General features: G+C 66.8%; 16 protein-coding genes. 6 read left to right on the forward strand and 10 right to left on the reverse strand.

What is annotated here, in order from left to right:
• Positions 1-62: 62 nt before the first annotated feature.
• The 3 genes from HLH36_RS01805 to acnA form a co-directional block, all read right to left on the reverse strand.
• Positions 63-1,553: an ABC transporter substrate-binding protein/permease gene (locus HLH36_RS01805; RefSeq protein WP_182984953.1), complete on the reverse strand. Its 1,491-nt coding sequence runs from the start codon at positions 1,551-1,553 to the stop codon at positions 63-65.
• An 11-nt stretch (positions 1,554-1,564) separates the two neighbouring features.
• Entirely contained in the window at positions 1,565-2,284 is a 720-nt protein-coding gene (locus tag HLH36_RS01810; RefSeq protein WP_182984954.1) for an amino acid ABC transporter ATP-binding protein, read from the reverse strand.
• A 100-nt stretch (positions 2,285-2,384) separates the two neighbouring features.
• On the reverse strand, positions 2,385-5,078 hold the full coding sequence (gene acnA / locus HLH36_RS01815) for an aconitate hydratase AcnA (protein WP_182984766.1): 2,694 nt from the start codon (positions 5,076-5,078) through the stop codon (positions 2,385-2,387).
• A 212-nt stretch (positions 5,079-5,290) separates the two neighbouring features.
• On the opposite strand from acnA, the gene ccmA reads away from it, so the two are divergent.
• Positions 5,291-5,977 (forward strand): heme ABC exporter ATP-binding protein CcmA, encoded by a 687-nt coding sequence (ccmA, locus tag HLH36_RS01820; protein WP_456305450.1) that lies wholly within the window; start codon positions 5,291-5,293, stop codon positions 5,975-5,977.
• Between the two features lie 11 nt (positions 5,978-5,988).
• Positions 5,989-6,669, forward strand: a complete 681-nt coding sequence (gene ccmB, locus HLH36_RS01825) for a heme exporter protein CcmB (RefSeq protein ID WP_182984955.1) — start codon at positions 5,989-5,991, stop codon at positions 6,667-6,669.
• Between the two features lie 201 nt (positions 6,670-6,870).
• On the opposite strand, the gene HLH36_RS19990 is transcribed toward ccmB, so the two are convergent.
• Both HLH36_RS19990 and HLH36_RS01830 read right to left on the reverse strand, forming a co-directional pair.
• Complete coding sequence (locus tag HLH36_RS19990; protein ID WP_275943743.1) at positions 6,871-7,002, reverse strand: hypothetical protein; 132 nt, start codon at positions 7,000-7,002, stop codon at positions 6,871-6,873.
• A 522-nt stretch (positions 7,003-7,524) separates the two neighbouring features.
• Positions 7,525-8,655 carry a type III PLP-dependent enzyme gene (locus tag HLH36_RS01830; protein ID WP_182984768.1) on the reverse strand — a complete coding sequence of 377 codons (1,131 nt, stop codon included), beginning with the start codon at positions 8,653-8,655 and terminating at the stop codon, positions 7,525-7,527.
• 327 nt (positions 8,656-8,982) lie between these two features.
• Between HLH36_RS01830 and HLH36_RS01835 the strand changes: the two genes are divergently transcribed.
• A complete protein-coding gene (locus tag HLH36_RS01835; protein ID WP_246376350.1) occupies positions 8,983-9,897 on the forward strand; it encodes a YihY/virulence factor BrkB family protein in 915 nt (304 codons plus the stop codon).
• Between the two features lie 77 nt (positions 9,898-9,974).
• Here HLH36_RS01835 and HLH36_RS01840 read toward each other — a convergent pair whose 3' ends face one another.
• Positions 9,975-10,628 carry a septal ring lytic transglycosylase RlpA family protein gene (locus HLH36_RS01840; RefSeq protein WP_246376296.1) on the reverse strand — a complete coding sequence of 218 codons (654 nt, stop codon included), beginning with the start codon at positions 10,626-10,628 and terminating at the stop codon, positions 9,975-9,977.
• Between the two features lie 315 nt (positions 10,629-10,943).
• Here HLH36_RS01840 and aroQ point away from each other — a divergent pair, with 315 nt between their 5' ends.
• The 3 genes from aroQ to accC are packed head-to-tail and all read left to right on the forward strand — an operon-like array spanning position 10,944 to position 13,199.
• A complete protein-coding gene (gene aroQ, locus HLH36_RS01845; protein ID WP_182947759.1) occupies positions 10,944-11,402 on the forward strand; it encodes a type II 3-dehydroquinate dehydratase in 459 nt (152 codons plus the stop codon).
• Positions 11,399-11,845 (forward strand): acetyl-CoA carboxylase biotin carboxyl carrier protein, encoded by a 447-nt coding sequence (locus tag HLH36_RS01850; RefSeq protein ID WP_182984770.1) that lies wholly within the window; start codon positions 11,399-11,401, stop codon positions 11,843-11,845. The genes aroQ and HLH36_RS01850 overlap by 4 nt, the downstream gene beginning before the upstream one ends.
• A gap of 1 nt (position 11,846) precedes the next feature.
• The gene (gene accC, locus HLH36_RS01855) at positions 11,847-13,199 is read left to right on the forward strand and encodes an acetyl-CoA carboxylase biotin carboxylase subunit (RefSeq protein WP_182984771.1); all 1,353 of its coding nucleotides are present in this window, start codon (positions 11,847-11,849) and stop codon (positions 13,197-13,199) included.
• A gap of 152 nt (positions 13,200-13,351) precedes the next feature.
• On the opposite strand, the gene HLH36_RS01860 is transcribed toward accC, so the two are convergent.
• The 4 genes from HLH36_RS01860 to HLH36_RS01875 all read right to left on the reverse strand — a co-directional run bounded on the left by HLH36_RS01860 (position 13,352) and on the right by HLH36_RS01875 (position 18,688).
• Positions 13,352-15,580, reverse strand: a complete 2,229-nt coding sequence (locus HLH36_RS01860; protein ID WP_182984772.1) for an FUSC family protein — start codon at positions 15,578-15,580, stop codon at positions 13,352-13,354.
• A 225-nt stretch (positions 15,581-15,805) separates the two neighbouring features.
• Entirely contained in the window at positions 15,806-16,336 is a 531-nt protein-coding gene (locus HLH36_RS01865; protein ID WP_182984773.1) for an adenine phosphoribosyltransferase, read from the reverse strand.
• Positions 16,337-16,485: 149 nt separating this feature from the next.
• Entirely contained in the window at positions 16,486-17,817 is a 1,332-nt protein-coding gene (locus HLH36_RS01870) for a multidrug effflux MFS transporter (RefSeq protein WP_182984774.1), read from the reverse strand.
• Between the two features lie 178 nt (positions 17,818-17,995).
• The gene (locus HLH36_RS01875) at positions 17,996-18,688 is read right to left on the reverse strand and encodes a TVP38/TMEM64 family protein (RefSeq protein ID WP_338030368.1); all 693 of its coding nucleotides are present in this window, start codon (positions 18,686-18,688) and stop codon (positions 17,996-17,998) included.
• Positions 18,689-18,699: the final 11 nt, after the last annotated feature.

Raw genomic sequence — 18,699 nt, forward strand, 5'->3', positions numbered from 1 at the left:
AGCACCGACATGTGCCAGACGCATCAACCATATGCCCGGCATCGGAGGGGGAGCCCGGGTCCTCAGATATGCCCCTGCCGCTGGCGCCCGGTATGAAACCGCGCCTCGGCCAGGCGGGCCAGCCGAACGAACGGCAGGCCCAGCAGCAGATAGGCCACGCCGATCAGCAGGCCGGTGCCGAAATAATCGTAATAGGTCGAAGACAGCCGCACATAGGTCTGGCTGAGTTCGGTCAGCGTGATCACGCTGACCAGCGACGAATCCTTGAGCAGCGAGATGAAATCGTTGGTCATCACCGGAATGACCATCCGCACCGCCTGCGGCACCACGACGAAGCGCAGGGCCTGGAAATGCGTCATGTTCAGCGCGATCGCGGCCTCGATCTGGCCGCGCGCCACCGATTGCAGTCCGGCGCGGTAATTCTCGGCCTCATAGGCGGCATAATTCATGCCCAGCGCCAGCACGCCGGCCACGAACGGCGACAGGCGCAGGCCGATGCCCGGCAGGGCGTAGAAGATGAACAGGATCTGGATCAGCAGCGGCGTACCGCGCACGATCTCGACATAGAGCGTCGCCAGCGCACCCAGCCAGCGCGGGCCATACCGGCGCATCAGTGCCAGGGCCAGCCCCAGCCCCACCGCCAGCACCATGGCGCAGGCCGAGACCGCAAAGGTCAGCAGCGCGCCATGCAGCAGCAGCGGCAGGAAGCTGACATAGCGATCGAACCGCGCCCCCCAGCCGGCCGTCGGCGCGGTGGCGGCCCGGTAATGGTCCCAGGCCTCCGGCGCAATCTCCGGCGTCGAGGCATCGCCGGTCAGGGCGGCCATGGCCGGCGTCCATAACTTCCAGCGCGCGAGAATGCGGTGCAGTTCGCCGTCCCGCATCATGCCGTCCAGCGCGGCATTCACCTGGTCGCGCAGCACGCTATTGCCCTGGGCGAAGGCGACGCCATACGCCACCTGCCCGATCGGCGCGCCCGCCAGCTTCAGGTCCGGGTCCGGCGACCCATAATAAAGCGCGATGGTACCATCCAGCAGCACCGCATCCAGCCGCCCATTCTTCAGATCGGTATAGGCGTTGGTCTCTTCCTCGTACGCCCGGATGCGGATCGACGGATCGGCCTGCAACATGCGTTCGGCCGTGGTGTCCTTCAGCGTACCCACGACATGCCCGTGCAGCGCCGCCAGCGTGTCCAGCCCCTGCTGGTCGCGCCGCACGGTGATGCGTTCGGTCGTCATGTAATAAGGGCGGCTGAACAGCACGCCCTGTTCATGTTCGGGGGTGATCTCGATCCCGTCGATCACCATGTCGTACAGCCCGCGCTGCAGGCCGGGTATCAGCCCGTCCCAGTCGTTCTGGACAAACTGGGTCTGCCGGCCGAGGCGGCGGGCGATCGCCTGCGCGATCTCGTATTCATAGCCGGTCAGGCGGGACTGATCGGCCGGATCGTGGAACACGAACGGCACATTGGCCTCGGCATCCGACGCCCAGCGCAGGGGCGCGGCATGGCTGGCCACGGGCAGAAACATCACCAACGCCAGCAGCAGGGCCATCAGGCCGGGCTTCACAGCACGGACCTCAGGAACCGCCGCGTGCGCGCGTCTTCCGGCGCCACGAACAGCCGGTCGGGGTCGTCGGCCTCGACGATCTCGCCGCCATCCATGAACACCACGCGGTCAGACGCCGCCCGGGCGAAGCGCATGTCATGCGTGACTACAAGCTGGGTCATCCCCTCATTGTCCAGGGTGCGCATCACCGACAGCACTTCTTCGGCCAGTTCGGGGTCGAGCGCGGAGGTCGGTTCGTCATACAGCATCACGTCGGGACGCATCGCCAGCGCCCGTGCAATGGCCGCGCGCTGCTGCTGGCCGCCCGACAGCGTGTCGGGATAGCGCGTGGCCATGGCGGACAGGCCCACCTTGTCGAGCAGGGCCAGCGCCTCGGCCCGCGCCTCGTCCGCCGGCATGCGCTTCACGCGCACAGGCGCCAGCATCACATTGTCCAGCACGGTGCGGTGGGGAAACAGGTTGAAGGACTGGAACACCATGCCGACATGCGCGCGCAGGCGATGGGCGGCGTCCTCCTCCTGGCGGGTCCAGCGTCCGCCCGTGCGCGTGATCGTCACGCCGGCGATATCCACCGTCCCGGAATCGGGAATTTCAAGAAAATTGAGGCAGCGCAGGAATGTCGACTTGCCGCAGCCCGACGGCCCGATGATCGAAATCAGCTCGCCGCGCGTCACGTCCAGCGAGATGCCGCGCAGCACCGCGTGGCCGTCGAACATCTTGCGCACCTGATCGGCCCGCACGACGGACTCAGCAAAAAACGCCGGCCCGGGGAAACCCGGGCCGGCGCCAGACTCATCAAACGAAAGAAGAGACCGTTCAGGCAGCTTTGGTCATCCCACGCAGCACATACTGGAGGATGCCACCATGCCGGTAATACTCGACCTCGTCCAGCGTATCGACGCGGCAGAGCAGCGGCACCGTTTCCCTGGTGCCGTCGGCGCGAGTGATTTCCATGTCGATCGTCATCCGCGGGGTGATGGTCTCCAGCCCCTTGATGTCGATGATTTCGTCACCCTTCAGGTTCAGCGACTTGCGCGTCGTGCCGTCCTTGAACAGCAGGGGCAGCACGCCCATGCCGACCAGGTTGGAACGATGGATGCGCTCGAAGCTCTCGGCGATCACGGCGCGAACGCCCAGCAGCAGGGTGCCCTTCGCCGCCCAGTCGCGCGACGAACCCATGCCATATTCCTTGCCGCCGAAGACGACCAGGGGCACGCCCTCGGCCTTGTACTCCATCGCGACATCGTAGATCGAGCCTTCCTTCCCGTCGGGGAAGTGCTTGGACAGGCCCCCTTCGGTGCCCGGCAGCATCTCGTTCTTGATGCGGATGTTCGCGAAGGTGCCACGGACCATGATACGGTCGTTGCCGCGACGCGAACCGTAGGAATTGAAGTCCTTCGCCGAAACCTGATGCTCATTCAGGTAGACGCCGGCAGGCGAGCTTTCCTTGATCGAGCCGGCCGGAGAGATATGGTCGGTGGTGATGTTGTCGCCCAGCAGGGCCAGGACGCGGGCCCCCACGATGTCGCCCTTCGGCTTGGGCTCGGGCGTGATGTCCTGGAAATACGGCGGGTCCTGCACGTAGGTCGAGGTCGGGTCCCACTTGTAGGTCTCGGAACCGGTCGCGACCTTCAGGGCCTGCCACTCCTTGGTACCCTTGCTGATCTGGCTGTAGCGCTTGATGAACTCTTCACGCGTGATCGAGGAACCGATCAGGTCCGCGATCTCCTTGTTGGTCGGCCAGATGTCCTTCAGATAGACCGGCTTGCCGTCCGCCGACGTGCCCAGCGGCGCGGTGGTGATGTCCTCGCGTATCGTGCCGAGCAGCGAGTACGCGACCACCAGCGGCGGGCTGGCCAGATAGTTGGCGCGCACGTTGGGCGAGATGCGGCCTTCGAAATTCCGGTTGCCCGACAGCACCGACACGGCGACCAGCTTGTTGCCTTCGATCGCATCCACGATGTGGGACTCGAGCGGGCCGGAATTGCCGATACAGGTCGTGCAGCCATAGCCGACGGTGTTGAAGCCCATCGCGTCGAGTTCTTCCGTCAGGCCCGCGCGGTCCAGATAGTCGGTCACGACCTGCGAACCCGGCGCCAGCGACGTCTTCACCCACGGCTTCGGCTTCAGGCCGAGCGCGCGCGCCTTCTTCGCCACCAGGCCGGCCGCGATCAGCACCGCCGGATTGGAGGTGTTGGTGCACGAGGTAATGGCCGCGATCACCACGTCGCCGTGGCCGATCTCGTAGTTCGTGCCGGCCACCTTGGCCTTCTTGTGCGCATCGGCGGCGGGCACGCCCAGGCTGCCGGTCAGCTCGGTTTCGAACGCGCTGGTCGCGTCCTTCAGCGTCACGCGGTCCTGCGGGCGCTTCGGGCCGGCCAGCGACGGCACGACGGTCGACAGGTCCAGTTCCAATGTGTCGGTGAACACCGGCTCATGCGATTCCGCGGTGCGGAACATGCCCTGGGCCTTCAGATATTCTTCCGTCAGCTTGATGCGGTGTTCGTCACGGCCGGTCTGGCGCAGATAATCCAGCGTCAGATTGTCGACCGGGAAGAAACCGCAGGTCGCGCCATATTCCGGCGCCATGTTGGCGATCGTCGCGCGATCGGCAACCGGCAGATGGTCCAGCGCCGGGCCGAAGAATTCGACGAACTTGCCGACGACGCCCTTCTTGCGCAGCATCTGGGTAACGGTCAGCACCAGGTCGGTGGCCGTCGCGCCCTCGGGCAGCTTGCCCGTCAGCTTGAAGCCGATGACGTCGGGGATGAGCATCGCGATCGGCTGGCCCAGCATCGCGGCCTCGGCCTCGATACCGCCCACGCCCCAGCCCAGCACGCCCAGGCCGTTGACCATCGTCGTGTGGCTGTCGGTACCATACAGCGTGTCCGGATAGACGTAGCTCTTGCCGTCGACGTCGGCCGTCCACGCGACCTGGGCGATATATTCCAGGTTCACCTGATGGCAGATGCCCGTGCCCGGCGGCACGACCGAGAAATTCTCGAACGCTTCCTGGCCCCAGCGCAGGAACGCATAACGCTCGCCGTTCCGCTCGAATTCGATGGTGACGTTCTTCTGCAGCGCGTCCGGCGTGCCGGCCACGTCCACCATCACCGAGTGGTCGATGACGAGGTTGACGGGCACCAGCGGATTCACCTTCTGCGGGTCGCCATTCAGCTTCAGGATACCGTCGCGCATCGCGGCCAGATCGACCACGGCGGGCACGCCGGTGAAGTCCTGCATCAGGATGCGCGCGGGCTTGAAAGGAACTTCCTTCGTGCTGCTGCCCGCGGGCAGCCAGCCGGCAATCGACCTGGCATCGTCGACGCTGTACGACCGGCCGTCTTCGAAGCGCAGGATGTTCTCCAGCAGCACCTTCAGGCTCACCGGCAGGCGCGTCACATCGCCAATGGTCTTCTCAGCTTCCGGGATCGAGAAATAATGGTACGTCTTGCCGTCGACATTCAGCGTACGGCCTGTCTTGATTGAATCGTGCCCAACCGACTTCATTGGTTTTTCCTCCGTGGCGTCAGCAACGGATTATCCAATTGGGGCACGTGCTCCGCATATGGAGGCGGTGTGTTCCCTCTCTGGACAACCGGCTTGATCTCCCAACGGTCGTAGAACATACCCGGACGCGGTAACGACACAAGCTGGCCCCGGTAACAAGAACGCGGGAACACGCCGCCGCCGCCGCCGACCCCAATCCGAGGACGATCGCCATTCCTGCCCCCTGCCCCCTCGCCAGCCCCTTGCTGAATGTCGAAAACATCTCTGTTTTCAGAGGGGAAAGACTGGTTCTCGACAGTGTCGGGCTGCGGCTGGACGCCGGCGAGGCCCTGCTGCTGACCGGGCCCAACGGCGCAGGAAAGTCGACCCTGCTCCGCGTTCTCGCAGGATTGCGCAAACCGGAAGGCGGCCATGTGCTATGGGCGGGTATCGACGCCCTGGCCGACCGGACAACCCATGCCGCGCGGGTCGCCTATCTCGGCCATCAGGACGCGCTGAAGCCCGGCCTGACCCTGCGCGAAAACCTCGCCCTGCCCGCCCGCGCCGCGGGGTCGGACCCGAAACAGGCCCCGAAACAGGCCATGAAGGCACTCGATCTTCTGCCACTGGCCGACCTGCCGGCCCGCATGCTCTCGGCCGGGCAGAAGCGCCGCGCCGCGCTGGCGCGCGTGATGCTGGCCCGCGCACCGCTCTGGCTGCTCGACGAACCCAGCCTGGGGCTGGACACAAGCTCCATCGGGCTGCTGGAAGCCCTGTTTCACGCCCATCGCGAGACTGGCGGAATCATCATCGCAACCACCCATGTTCCCCTGCCCCTCCCCAATGCGCGGACCCTGGCCCTGCCGGGCGCGAGCGGCCTGGAAACCATGGAAGAGATGGACATGGAGTCGTGGTCATGAAGGCCGAGGGCATGCAGGCCTCCCTCCCCGCCCTGCTGGCGGCCGTCATCGGGCGCGACCTGCGGCTGGCGCTGCGCCATGGCGCCGATACGCTGGGCGCGGTGCTGTTCTTCATCCTCGCGGGCGCGCTGTTTCCCCTGGCGCTCGGCCCCTCGCCGGAGCTGCTGCGCCGGATGGCCCCCGGCATCGTCTGGGTCTGCGCCCTGCTGGCGGCCCTGCTGCCGCTGGACCGGCTGTTCGGATCGGAACTGGAAGACGGCTCGCTGGACCAATTGATGCTGTCCGGCCTGCCGCCGGCGCTGGTGGCGCTGGCCAAGATGATCGCGCACTGGCTGACCACCGGCCTGCCCCTGCTGCTGGCGGCAAGCCCGCTGGCCATCATGCTGGGCCTGCCGATGCCGGTGCTGCCGATCCTGCTCGCGGGACTGGCATTGGGGACCGCCATCCTGTCGCTGATCGGCGGCATGGCGGCGTCGATCGTGCTGGGCGCGCGCCGGGGCGGCGTGCTGCTGCCGCTGCTGGTGCTGCCCCTGGCCACCCCGGCCCTGATCTTCGGCGCGGCAGCACTGGACGCGGCGCAAACGGGCCTGTCCTGGCGGCCGGACCTCGAACTGCTGGGTGCCTTCCTGGCCGGCGCGCTGCCGCTCTGCCCACTGGCGGCCGGCGCCGGCCTGCGCGCCGCCGTCGAGTAAGGCGGCAGCACCGCACCCATGGCCGCCGCCCCGTCCGGAACCCGGGGATCGCCCCGGCCTTCGTCCTGTCCTGGCTACTGGGGTGGTTGACCGACAGGCCGGTCTCGACGCCGGCCAATCGTCGGCTTCGGATGTGGCTTCAGGCCGGGGCGCATACACATGACAGACACGACGGTACGGATCACCGATCAGCCGACCTGTCTACTGGATGTTGTCGCCCTCGCGCCGGCTGGTCCGCATGAGCCAGTCGATCTGGTTACGGACCTTCAGCCAGAACATGACGTCATCGGGCCGATCCTCCTCCAGGCAGCGGGCGATATGACGCATCGTCATGCCGCGCGCACCAGCGCCACATACAGCGATCAGAGAATGCGCCATCGCCCGGACACTGACCTTCTTCCGCGCACTCGGCTGCGATTCCTCCCGCGCATTTGCCTTGAACATTGATGATGATCCACAAGCCGTTTCGTCATGAGAGAGAGAGCCGCACACCATGCCGGGCCGTCGCTTTCCGGATCGGCAACACGCACGCCCCGGCATCGATCAGCAAAAAACGGCCGATCGAGCGGGAAGCGATCGTGCTCCTGCCCGCTTCGTGGCGTGAGAATATAAAACAAGACCGCTCCGGTCCTGTTTCGACTTGCCCAAGCCCATCAGGTCACCCCAGCCATCCTTGCCTAGATAGACCCGTAACGATGGTTTCATTATGGCTTATGGACGACGAATCATGTCGGCCCACGCGCCGGGGACGATCATCCTGAAAACAGAAAACCCGTCGCGAAGGGCGACGGGTTTCAGCAGCGGGCCGACCATCGGAGCACCCCCGGAAGAGGCGCATCCGCAATCGTCAGATATTCAGATATAATGCTCGGTCAGCGGCGCGAAACCGTTGAACCGGGTGGAGCAGTAGGTCGAAACATAAGCCCCGGTTGACAGCAGTTCGATCCGGTCGCCCGACGCCAGGTCCAGCGGCAGGGCGTAGGGTGCCTTTTCGTACATGATGTCCGCACCGTCACAGGTCGGGCCGGCAATCGCCACCTGACCCGTGGCGCCACCATCATGCGGCGTGCGGATGCCGTAGCGGATCGACTCGCCCTCGGTCTCGGCCAGGCCGCCGAAACGGCCGATATCGAGATAGACCCAGCGCGTATCGTCCTTCAGCCCGCGACGGGTCACCAGCACGACCTCAGACGACACCACGCCGGCATCGCCGACGATGAAGCGCCCGGGCTCGACGATCATCTCCGGCAGGTCGTTGCCGAAATGCTCGGTCATCGCATGGCTGATCGCCAGTGCGAACCGGTCGATCTCGGGCACGTCCTCGCGGTAACGGATCGGAAAGCCGCCGCCCAGATTGACCATGCGCAGGTTCAGCCCCGCCGCGGCCAGGTCGGTGAACAGCATGCCGACCCGCGCGATCGCGGCTTCGTACGCATCGGTCGTCGTCTGCTGGCTGCCGACATGGAACGACAGGCCATACGGGTCCAGCCCCAGCGCGCGGGCGCGCAGCATCAGGTCGCGCGCGCTGTCCAGCGTGGTGCCGAACTTGCGCGACAGCGGCCATTCCGCGCCCTCGTTCTCGACGATCAGGCGGCAATAGACGCGCGATCCCGGAGCGTGGCGGGCCAGCTTTTCCAGTTCCTCGATGCAGTCGAAAGCATACATCGTCACACCGGCCGCATGGGCATTGGCGATCGCCGATACCTTCTTGACGGTATTGCCGAACGAAATGTCCTGCGCCTGCGCACCCGCATCGAGGCACATGCGGATCTCTTCCCACGACGCGGCGTCGAAGGCCGAGCCCAGCGACACCAGCCGGCGCAGAATGGCTTCCGCCGGATTGGCCTTCACGGCATAATAGATGCGCGCCAGCGGCAGCACGTCGTGCAGCGAGCGATAGCGGGCCTCGACGCGGTCGACATCGACGACGAGGCAGGGCGTGGCAGGAGCATGCTCCGCCAGAAAATGGGCGATTTTGGGAGTCATCGCACCCAAATCCCTTCTGTGAAATCTACCCGGAACTTGCGCCGGACAGGTGTTGCGAAACGGTCTAACGGACCAGCGACCAGAACCGGGCCCTGAAGGGCCCCCAATTGCCAGAACGCTTGACGTCGTTGCGTAACCTCAGAGGGCCAGTGGCACGTGCGTTGTTGCGTGGAGAGCGCATATGGGGGCAAAGCACCTTGCGCGCAACAGAAAAATCGTCCCCTGCGCATGTTTTTTCGCTAGGTAGTGCAAACCCGCCGGGCGATGGCCGCCCGCCACGGGGCGCACGCCGCCCCACACCGGACCGACGGAGCGAACTTGATCGTCCTGCAGCCAGACAAACCCGATCATCTTGCCGATACGACCCCTGATCTGAGGCGACTCTGGCGGCCGGTCCTGCGCCGCATGCTCCATAACCTGACATCGGACCAGATCACCCTGGCCGCGGCGGGGTGCGCGTTCTATGCGACGCTGTCCCTGTTCCCGGCCATCAGCACCCTGATCTCGATCTACGGGCTGGTGCTGGACCCGGACACGGTGGAGCCGCAGCTCGACCTGCTGCGGCACCTGCTGCCGCCCTCGGCCTTCACCCTGATCGGGGAACGGATCCACACGCTGGCGGCCGAACCCCATTCCTCGCTGACGCTCAACCTGATCATATCCACCACCATCGCACTATGGTCGGCCTCGGCCGCCACGCGCTCGATCATCGCCGCCGTCAATATCGCCTATGGCACCACCGAGACACGGGGCTTCATCCGGTTCCAGATGGTGGCGCTGGGCATGACGCTGTGCGCGATCTGCGGCGCGGTGCTGACGCTGGCGGTCATGGTGGCACTGCCGGTCCTGATCAATTTCATCCCCGAACGGCTGGGCCTGGCACCGCCGCCCTGGTCGATCGAACTGCTGGTGCAGATGGGCGGCCCGCTGCTGCTGCTGCTGTTCGTCCTCGTGGCCTGCACGCTGCTCTACCGGCTCGGACCCAGCCGCCCGGCCGCCCCCTGGCGCCGCATCCTGCCCGGCTCCTGCGCGGCAACCCTGATCTGGATCGTCACCTCGGTCGGGGTTTCGTACTATATCGGCACCGTTGCCACCTACAACGCCACGTACGGGCCATTAGGCGCGGTGGTGGCGACGATGATGTGGTTCTTCGTGACCGCCTATGTCGTCATGCTGGGCGCGGAACTGAACGCGGGGCTGGAAGAAGAAATGGAACAGGCCCGCTCCGCCAAGCCCCAGTAACCGCCCCGGCAACAGGCGGTTTCAAAAGCCCCGCTGGCGGCGGCAAGGCCGGCCCGCCGACGACCAGTCCCAACCGGTCAGCGGCGGTGGGCAGCGTCCGTCACGCGGCGCGCCGCATGCGGCCCGGCGGCGGCAATGGCATCCGCGCTGCTGTCCGAGGCTTCGGCCTGCGCGACTTCAACGGGCGAAGCCGGTTGAATCACGACATGGGCGGTCCCGGCATTGAGCATCCCCAATTGTGCCGCCGCGGCAGGGGACAGGTCGATAATGCGGCGACCGAGGAACGGGCCACGGTCATTCACCGTCACCACCACCGAACGACCGGTATCCTGCGAGCGCACCAGCACCCGCGTCCCCATCGGCAGGGTCGGATGCGCGGCCGTCAGCGCCCTGGGGTCGAAATTGCTGCCCGACGAGGTCCGGCGCGCCACCTCGTGGCGTGGACGGCGCGCATGGCCGTACCAACTGGCCACCCCCTGCTCGGACCAGGCGAGCGCGGACCGGCTGGCGGCCGCCAGCGCGTGCGACCGCCGCGCCAGCGCCGCGCGGACCGAGGCCGCCCACGCCGTCACGGGGCGGCCATCGGCCCCAGGGGCCTGGGCATCGGACATCGCGGTATCGGACGATGCGCGCACCGGCACCGTATCCGCCCCCTCCGTCCCGTCATGGGCAGAGGCGGCCGACACGAAGAAAACGAGGCAGAGCAGCGACAGCATCGCCTGGCCACCCATTCGCATTCCTCGTCGTGTCCGGTGCAGTTCCAATGCGTTTTCAGTCCTCTTCGGATCAATCGGCCAGTATCGGGTTACAATAAAGCAGTCCCGCGACCGTTGAGTCCAGTTTTTTCCATCACGATACCGGTGCAACAGTCCGAGAAGATTCGGCGCCGCCCCGGTTTTCCCGTGCCGTCGGCATTTGCACCGTCAATTATGGCAATTTTCAGCCTTCATTACTGCCGCCCCTGATACAGGGCTGCGGCAGGGCCGCCGCACCCGGCCATGATCATTCTCTTGGAACCGGCCGAAGGTCGTGCTACGGCGCCTGTGATGATAAAGCGCCCTCTGATCGCGGTCCTGAACGGGCCCAACCTGAACATGCTCGGAATGCGCCAGCCCGAAGTCTATGGTCGCGCGACCCTGGACGACGTGGAACAGATCTGCATCCAGGCCGCCGAGCGCCTGGATGTCGCCATCGACTTCCGCCAGACCAACGGCGAGGGCGAGCTGGTGTCATGGGTGCAGGAATGCCGCAACCGCGCGCAGGGGATCGTTATCAATCCGGCCGCCTACGGCCACACTTCAATCGCCCTGCTCGATGCGCTCCTGGCCGTCGAGCTGCCGGTGATCGAGGTCCATATCTCCAACATTCACCGCCGCGAAGAATTCCGCCATCATACCTATTGCTCCCGGGCCGCCGCAGGAATCATCTGCGGTCTGGGCGTGCGTGGCTATGCAATGGCGCTTCAGGCGATGACAGACATGATTCTGGACGAGAACGATCGATGAGCCGACTGCTCGTGGACGCGGATGCCATTCGGGCATTGGCTGAAATTCTGACCGAAACCGGCCTGACCGAGATCGAGATCGCGGAGAAGGACAACCGCATCCGCGTTGCCCGCGCCGCGCCCGGCGTGGTCCATGCCGTGCCGGCGGCGGCTCCCCTCGCCGCCCCGGCCCCGGCCGCCGCCGCCGCGCCGGCCGACCCGGCCAAGCATCCGGGCGCCGTCACCAGCCCGATGGTCGGCGTGGCCTACCTGACGCCCGATCCCAGCGCGCCCCCCTTCGTCACCGAAGGGCAGAGCGTCACCGCCGGGCAGACCCTGATGCTGATCGAGGCGATGAAGACCTTCAATCAGATCAAGGCCCCCCGCGCCGGCACGCTGAAGCAGTTGCTGGTCGTGTCGGGCGATCCGGTCGAGTTCGGCGAAGTCCTGGCCATCATAGAGTAAGATGTTTTCCAAGATCCTCATCGCCAATCGTGGCGAAATCGCCCTGCGGGTCCTGCGCGCGTGCCGCGAAATGGGGATCCGTACGGTCGCGGTCCATTCCACGGCCGACGCCGACGCCATGCATGTGCGCCTGGCGGACGAAGCCGTGTGCATCGGCCCGCCGGCCTCGCGTGACTCGTACCTGAACGTCGCCGCCATCCTGTCGGCCGCGACCATCACCGGGGCGGATGCGATCCATCCGGGATACGGGTTCCTGTCCGAGAACGCCGATTTCGCCGAGACGGTCGAGGCCCACGGCCTGGCCTTCATCGGGCCGACCGGCCAGCACATCCGCATGATGGGCGACAAGATCACCGCCAAGACGACCATGCGGGCGCTGGGCGTGCCGCTGGTGCCCGGCTCGGACGGCGCGCTGGCCAGCCTGGACGAGGCCCGCGTGGTGGCCGAGCAGGTCGGCTATCCGGTGCTGATCAAGGCCGCCGCCGGCGGCGGCGGGCGCGGCATGAAGGTCGCCCAGACCGCCGACGAGCTGGCCGAGGCCTGGAGCGTCGCCCGGACCGAGGCCCGCGCCGCCTTCGGCAATGACGAGGTCTATCTCGAAAAATACATGGACCGGCCCCGGCATATCGAGCTGCAGATCCTGGCCGACACCCATGGCAACGTCGTGCATTTCGGCGAGCGCGACTGCTCGCTCCAGCGGCGCCACCAGAAGCTGCTGGAAGAAGCCGGCTCGCCGGCCCTGACCGCCGAGCAGCGCGACGCGATCGGCGCCACCGCCACGGCGGCGCTGCGCAAGTTGGGCTACCGCAACGCCGGCACGCTGGAATTCCTGTATCAGGACGGCCAGTTCTGCTTCATCGAGATGAACACCCGCCTGCAGGTGGAACATCCGGTGACGGAAATGCTCTGCGACGTCGACCTGGTGCGCGAGCAGATCCGCATCGCCGCCGGCGAACCGCTGGGCTACGAGCAGTCGGACATCCGCTTCAGCGGCCACGCCATCGAGTGCCGCATCAATGCCGAGGACCCGGCGACCTTCATGCCCACCCCCGGCACGGTGACGGTCTATCACCCGCCCGGCGGCCTGGGCGTGCGCATCGACAGCGCGCTCTATGCCGGCTATCGCGTGCCGCCCTACTATGACAGCATGATCGGCAAGCTGATCGTCCACGCCCCCACCCGGGCCGAGGCGATCGCACGGATGCGCCGCGCGCTGGACGAATTCGTGATCGACGGCGTCAAGACGGTGATCCCCCTGCACCGCAAGATCCTCGACGATCCCGAATTCCAGAAGGGCGACTACACCATCCACTGGCTGGAACGCTTCGTCGCCTCCCAGGCCGGATCGCTTTAAGATTGAGGCATACCCAGGGCTCTGCCCTGGACCCGGCAGGGCCTGAGGCCCTGCACCACAATCATTTGATAACGAATGGGTTTCCAAACGGCATCTGCCCTTTGGTGGGTCAAGGGCAACGCGCCCTTGGCAACGCCGGTCTTTCGGCGAAACTACCCGAAAGCGGTGTCCAGATACGGGCTCGACGCGTCGAAGAACATCCGATTGGTGTCCAGCTCGTAGGAAATCACGTTCAGGCTGGCCAGGGCGCGGTCCATTTCCATCCGCACGCCCAGATTGTCTTCGTGCCCGGCCTGGGCCGCGATCCGCTGGCTGGCCAGCTTGGCCGCGCGCGCGGTGCGGCCGTAATGGCCGCCATAGCGGCCGCTGAACTGCTCCATGCGGCCCATCATGGCCTCGATCACCTGGGTAGCGGCGACCGGCAGCAGGTTGCGCGCCAGGATGCGGCGCAGGCGGATGATGTTCAGGCCGATCGTCATCGCCGAGAGCGTGCCTTGCAGATAGGCGTCGATCACCGGCTCCGGCGTCTCGCCGGCATTGGTCAGCAGCCGCACGAAACGGTCCACGTTCCGTTCGACGACGAAGATGGTGGTGGGCAGGCTGGGCGCCCGCGCCACATGCCGCAGCCCCTTCAGGATCTCGCTGCGCATCTGCCAGCGCATGGCATTGGTGTCGTTGGGCAGCACCAGCCGGAACGACCACATCGCGTACCACAGCGCCAGGATCAGCGGCATGGCGGTATTGAAGAAGGTGATTTCGTCCAGTCGCCCCTGATTGTCCGGGCCAATCAGGATGGGCAGGAACAAATTGTAGGATACGGCGGCCAGGATGATAGTGGGATAGGCGAACGCCAGCCCGCCCGCCAGCATCGGCAGGCTGAGGCACAGGGCCAGGACTTCGAAGGTCGATGGCGTCGCCAGCGTCCACAGCACCAGCACCGCCGATATCCCCACCGCCCACAGCGCCCCGGTCAGGAAGGCCTGCGTCGCCAGCGCCGGCTTCTCCAGCGTCGAGAACAGGCTGCACACGATCGAGACGAACATCAGGAACAGCAGCCCGACCGACCAGCCGGTCGCAATCCAGATCACCCCGGCCCCGAAGATCGTGATCGAGGCGCGCAGACTGTTGGCGCCCGCCAGCCGCCAGTCGCGGAACGTCTTGATCCGATAGTGGAAATGATCGTGCGGCAAGGGATGCATGCTGGCTTCGAACTGGGTGATCGCCCCTTCCAGATCCTCCAGCATGGCATCGAGCGCATGATGCAGCATGCGCTGCCATTGCAGGCCGCGCGCCTCGTCCTCGCTCGCCGGGGCCCGGCTGTCGCTGCCCATCTCCTCGCCCAGCGAATCCGCGATCGCCTGCCGGCAGGTGGCGCGCAATCCCGCCAGTTGCAGCAGGCTGGGCTGGACATCGCCGGCCTGCAGCCGCGCGGGCAGGGCCAGCAGGAACGTCCGCACGGATGCGGCCGTCGTGCTGAAGACATCGCCCTGCACATGGCCAGGCATGTGCAGCAGCGCCGATAGGTCCAGCCCGCGTGACAGCAGCACCGCCACGCGCGCCAGCGCGGCGCGGGCATGGTCGCCCTCATGCCCGTGATGGCGCCCCAGTTCCACCTCGGCGAACTCGATCTGGTCGCTCAAGGTGGTGATGGTCGAAAACACGCCCCGCGCGCGCGTCAGGGCCTGCCCGTCGCCCCCCAGCAGGTCCGACAGCGCGCGGGCGGCGCCGTCGATGGCAGTCAGGAAATTGTGCGACAGCCGGTCGCGCGCCCGTTCCCCCAGCCGGAACTGGAACAGCGACGAGACCGAACTTTCCAGCACGATGCCCAGCACGATATAGGTCGCGCGCGCCATGGCGATGGCGAAGATATGCTGCGGATCGGCAATGCCATCCAGCGCGATGATGGCGTAGGTGAAGCCGCTGGCCCGCATCCCGTGGATGCGATAGTTGGTCATGGTGGCCGGCCCCGGCAGCAGCGTGCCCACGAAGCAGAACAACCCGATCCCGACCGCCAGCAGCAGGATGAACAGCAGCGGCTGCTGCGGGCAGGCCGCCACCAGCGCCACGGCGAAGAGCGTGCCGACGACCATGCCGAACAGATGCCAGCGTGCCTTGGCCACGCTCTTGCCGCGCGTGCCCTGTGCGACCATCCACACCGTCAGGGCTGCCCATTGGGGGCTGCCCAGTTCCCACCACAGCGCGATGCCCAGGGCGATCAGCGAAGTGATCGTGGTCCGCAGCGCATAGCCGAATGTCAGCAGGTCGGGGGCGAAGAGCCAGCGCAGATGGTCCTGCCGGCGGGGAACCCCCGACCAGAGCTGGGACCAGAGATCGCGCAGCCGGGCCAGATCAGGGGTCAGCGACGGCTCGCGACTATTCATCCCGGCATCCATGCTCCTGCACTGCACCCGCCGCCGGACGGCGGTTTCACGTCCTCTCCTGGAGCCTGACCGAAAATGCGCGCTGGCGGCGATCCGGCGCGCGTTTACGGTCAGGCTCCTCAATCACCATTAGATCACCGCGCCATCCGCCGACAGTACAGGGAACCGAATAACAGAGGTCACGAAACCGCATTCCCCCGGCCGCCGAAGCGGCCGGGGGCAGCGTCATTCGTCGTACGAGACCAGGGCCTTGACCGGCACATCCAGCCGCGCCCGCCCGCCCAGCGCGGTCAGCTCCACCAGCACCGAGGCCCCCACGACATTCGCGCCGACCTTGCGCAGCAGCGCGATCGAGGCCGCGAGCGTGCCGCCGGTCGCCAGCAGGTCGTCCATCACCACCACCCGCTGGCCGGGCACGATGGCATCGGCCTGGATGTGCAGCGTGTCGCTGCCATATTCCAGCTCGTAGGAGTGGGATACCGTCTCGCCCGGCAGCTTGCCCGGCTTGCGCAGCATCACCAGGCCGCAGCCCAGCCGGCTGGCCAGCGGGGCGGCGGTCAGGAACCCGCGGGATTCGATGGCGGCCAGCATGTCCGGCGCCCAGGGGGCGACCGCATGCGTCACCCGCCCCATCGCCACCTGCCACGCATCCGCGTTCCGCATCAGGGTGGAGATATCGTAGAACAGGATACCCGGCTTCGGAAAATCCGGAATGCCGCGAATGTGCTGCTTCAGGTCCATCGTGGCGGTCGTCATGTCCGTGTCCAAATCCATCCCGTAATAAACCGAATTCCATGGCGAAAGCCGGCCAGGACCTGTCGTCCGGGCCGGAAAAACCGCCGTGCTGTAGCTAGCCCGCCGCCGCCATCGCCCGCAAGCCCGGCGGCGGCCGGCATCAATGGATATCAATGGACCAGGGGCGGGGCGCCCGGTGCCTCTCCATCCATATGGACCGTCCCGGCCGCCTCGCCCGCCGGGCGCGCGGGCCGCAGCAGGACCATCAGCAGCATGATGACGGCCCCCATCAGCATCACGCCCGCCATCGGCACCGGCGTGGTGCGCGGCAGCATGCCGACAAAGGCGCCGGCGAGGGCACCCAGCACATATTGCAGCGTGCCGATGAAGGCCGAGGCGCTGCCCGCCTGGCGCGGATGGTCGGCCATCGCCCCCACGGCCGCATTCGGCCCGATGATGCCGGTCGTGCCCAGCGCGACCATCATCGCCAGGATCAGCGGCACCAGGGCGATCCCGTGCGGCACCGCCCCGCCCCGGATCGCGAACGCCATGACGACCGACACCGCCAGCATCCCCACCGTGCCCAGCACGGCGGTACCCACCGACATGCCGAGAATCCGCCCGGCATCGATCCGCCCCACCAGCACGCCATTGAGCTGCGAGGCCCCGATCATGCAGGCGGCGAACACCCCGAACAGCATGCCGAACCCGGCCGGCGTAAAGCCGAACAGATGGATGAAGACCGACGGCGCCGCCGACAGGTAGGTGAACGACATGAAAGCACCGAATCCGGCAATCATGGCATTGGTGATGAACCCCCGGTCGCGCGCCAGCGTCACATAACGGGTGGCCAGCGCAAGCGGGGAGAGAATGCTGCGCTCGCGCTCCGGCAGGGTTTCGGGCAGCACCCGCGCCACCAGCACGGTACAGACCAGCCCATAGACCGCCGAGGCCCAGAAGATCGACCGCCAGGAGGTGAACGACAGCACGAAGCCGCCGAGCGTCGGCGCCAGCACCGGCACCACCCCCATGACCAGCACCAGCCGCGACATCAGGCGCGCGGCCTCGTTGCCGTAGGAGATGTCGCGCACGCAGGCGCTGGGAATCACCAGGCTGGCCGACGCCCCCAGCGACGCCAGCAGGCGAAAGCTGGAAAAGGTCCAGATATCGCCCGCCATGGCGCAGCCGACCGAGGCCAGCGTATAGACCAGCGTGCCGAGCAGCATGGGCATGCGCCGCCCGAACCGGTCGGACAGCGGCCCCATCGTGATCTGCCCGATCGCCAGGCCGACGAACCAGATCGCCAGAGTCATTTCCGCCGAGCCCGCCGGGGCGTGCAGCGACGCTTCCAGCGCCGGGAAGGCGGGAAGGTAGATATCCGTCGATACCGGCCCCACAGCCGTCAGAAACCCAAGCAGGATGGCGATCCAGTTCATGGGCCGGGAAGCGGAGGCGGTGGCAGGGGCATCGTCGGATCTCGCGGCTATCGCGGATGGCGCCATCAGCGGCACTCCATGTAGAGATCGTCGGGACCTACTATCTCAGCGTGTCACCGTTTTTCATCATATAAATACTGTAAGGCTGCATTTCGCCGGACGCTGTGCATACGCGCAACAGCCCCGGCAAGGCGGCTCGTATCCCCGGATCAGACGGGCGGAACAGGGCTACAAAGTGGCGCGTTCACGGCACCTCCGGGGCATTGTCCCGCGACGCCATGCGCCGCGCCAGCCACAGGCCCAGCGCGCCGGACCCGGCGAACAGCACCGCCGCCAGCGCCACCTGCCAGCCATGGCCGATCCGCGCCCCGCCGCCCAGCAGCACGAACACCACCGTCTGCGGCAGGCTGCCCAGCAGCGTCGCCAGCACGAACGGCACGAACCCCGCCCCCGAAACCCCGGCCAGCAGGTTGAGCATCAGGGCCGAGCCCACGGGCAGCAGGCGGATGGTCAGGATGGCGGTGAAGGGATGCGCCGTGACGAACCCGTCCAGCCGGGCCAGGCGCCCGGCCAGGCGCCGCCGCACGCTGGCCCGCCCCACTCCGCGCGCCCAGCCGAACCCGCTGACCGCCCCCGCCAGCGTGGCAAGGCTGGCCAGCACGATGCCCTCGGCCGCGCCGTACGACACGCCGGCGGCGAAGCAGACCAGTTGGCGCGGCAGCCCCACGGCACAGATCGCCGAACCGGCCAGCAGAAAGACCAGCCGCCCGCCCATGCCGTCGCGCAGCAGCGCGGTATCGCCCAGCACGCCCCGCAGGCCGGGCGCGTAGCGCAGGGCCATCCCCACCGCCACGCAGGCGGCCACCATCAGCGCCGGTCGCGCCAGCACGGCCAGACCATCGGCACGGGAAGACGGGGCAACGAGGCGATCGGTCACGCAGGGCGCCG

The sequence above is a fragment of the Gluconacetobacter aggeris genome, from assembly GCF_014174395.1.
GTDB lineage: Bacteria > Pseudomonadota > Alphaproteobacteria > Acetobacterales > Acetobacteraceae > Gluconacetobacter > Gluconacetobacter aggeris.

Coding starts and splice junctions, on each gene's coding strand:
- HLH36_RS01810 (WP_182984954.1), bottom strand. CDS start 2,284: ATGTTCGACGGCCACGCGGTGCTGCGCGGCATCTCGCTGGACGTGACG.
- HLH36_RS01850 (WP_182984770.1), top strand. CDS start 11,399: ATGAGCCGACTGCTCGTGGACGCGGATGCCATTCGGGCATTGGCTGAA.
- HLH36_RS01860 (WP_182984772.1), bottom strand. CDS start 15,580: ATGAATAGTCGCGAGCCGTCGCTGACCCCTGATCTGGCCCGGCTGCGC.
- HLH36_RS01830 (WP_182984768.1), bottom strand. CDS start 8,655: ATGACTCCCAAAATCGCCCATTTTCTGGCGGAGCATGCTCCTGCCACG.
- accC (WP_182984771.1), top strand. CDS start 11,847: ATGTTTTCCAAGATCCTCATCGCCAATCGTGGCGAAATCGCCCTGCGG.
- acnA (WP_182984766.1), bottom strand. CDS start 5,078: ATGAAGTCGGTTGGGCACGATTCAATCAAGACAGGCCGTACGCTGAAT.
- ccmB (WP_182984955.1), top strand. CDS start 5,989: ATGCAGGCCTCCCTCCCCGCCCTGCTGGCGGCCGTCATCGGGCGCGAC.
- HLH36_RS01840 (WP_246376296.1), bottom strand. CDS start 10,628: ATGGGTGGCCAGGCGATGCTGTCGCTGCTCTGCCTCGTTTTCTTCGTG.
- HLH36_RS01870 (WP_182984774.1), bottom strand. CDS start 17,817: ATGGCGCCATCCGCGATAGCCGCGAGATCCGACGATGCCCCTGCCACC.
- HLH36_RS19990 (WP_275943743.1), bottom strand. CDS start 7,002: ATGACGATGCGTCATATCGCCCGCTGCCTGGAGGAGGATCGGCCCGAT.
- aroQ (WP_182947759.1), top strand. CDS start 10,944: ATGATAAAGCGCCCTCTGATCGCGGTCCTGAACGGGCCCAACCTGAAC.
- HLH36_RS01865 (WP_182984773.1), bottom strand. CDS start 16,336: ATGACGACCGCCACGATGGACCTGAAGCAGCACATTCGCGGCATTCCG.
- HLH36_RS01805 (WP_182984953.1), bottom strand. CDS start 1,553: ATGGCCCTGCTGCTGGCGTTGGTGATGTTTCTGCCCGTGGCCAGCCAT.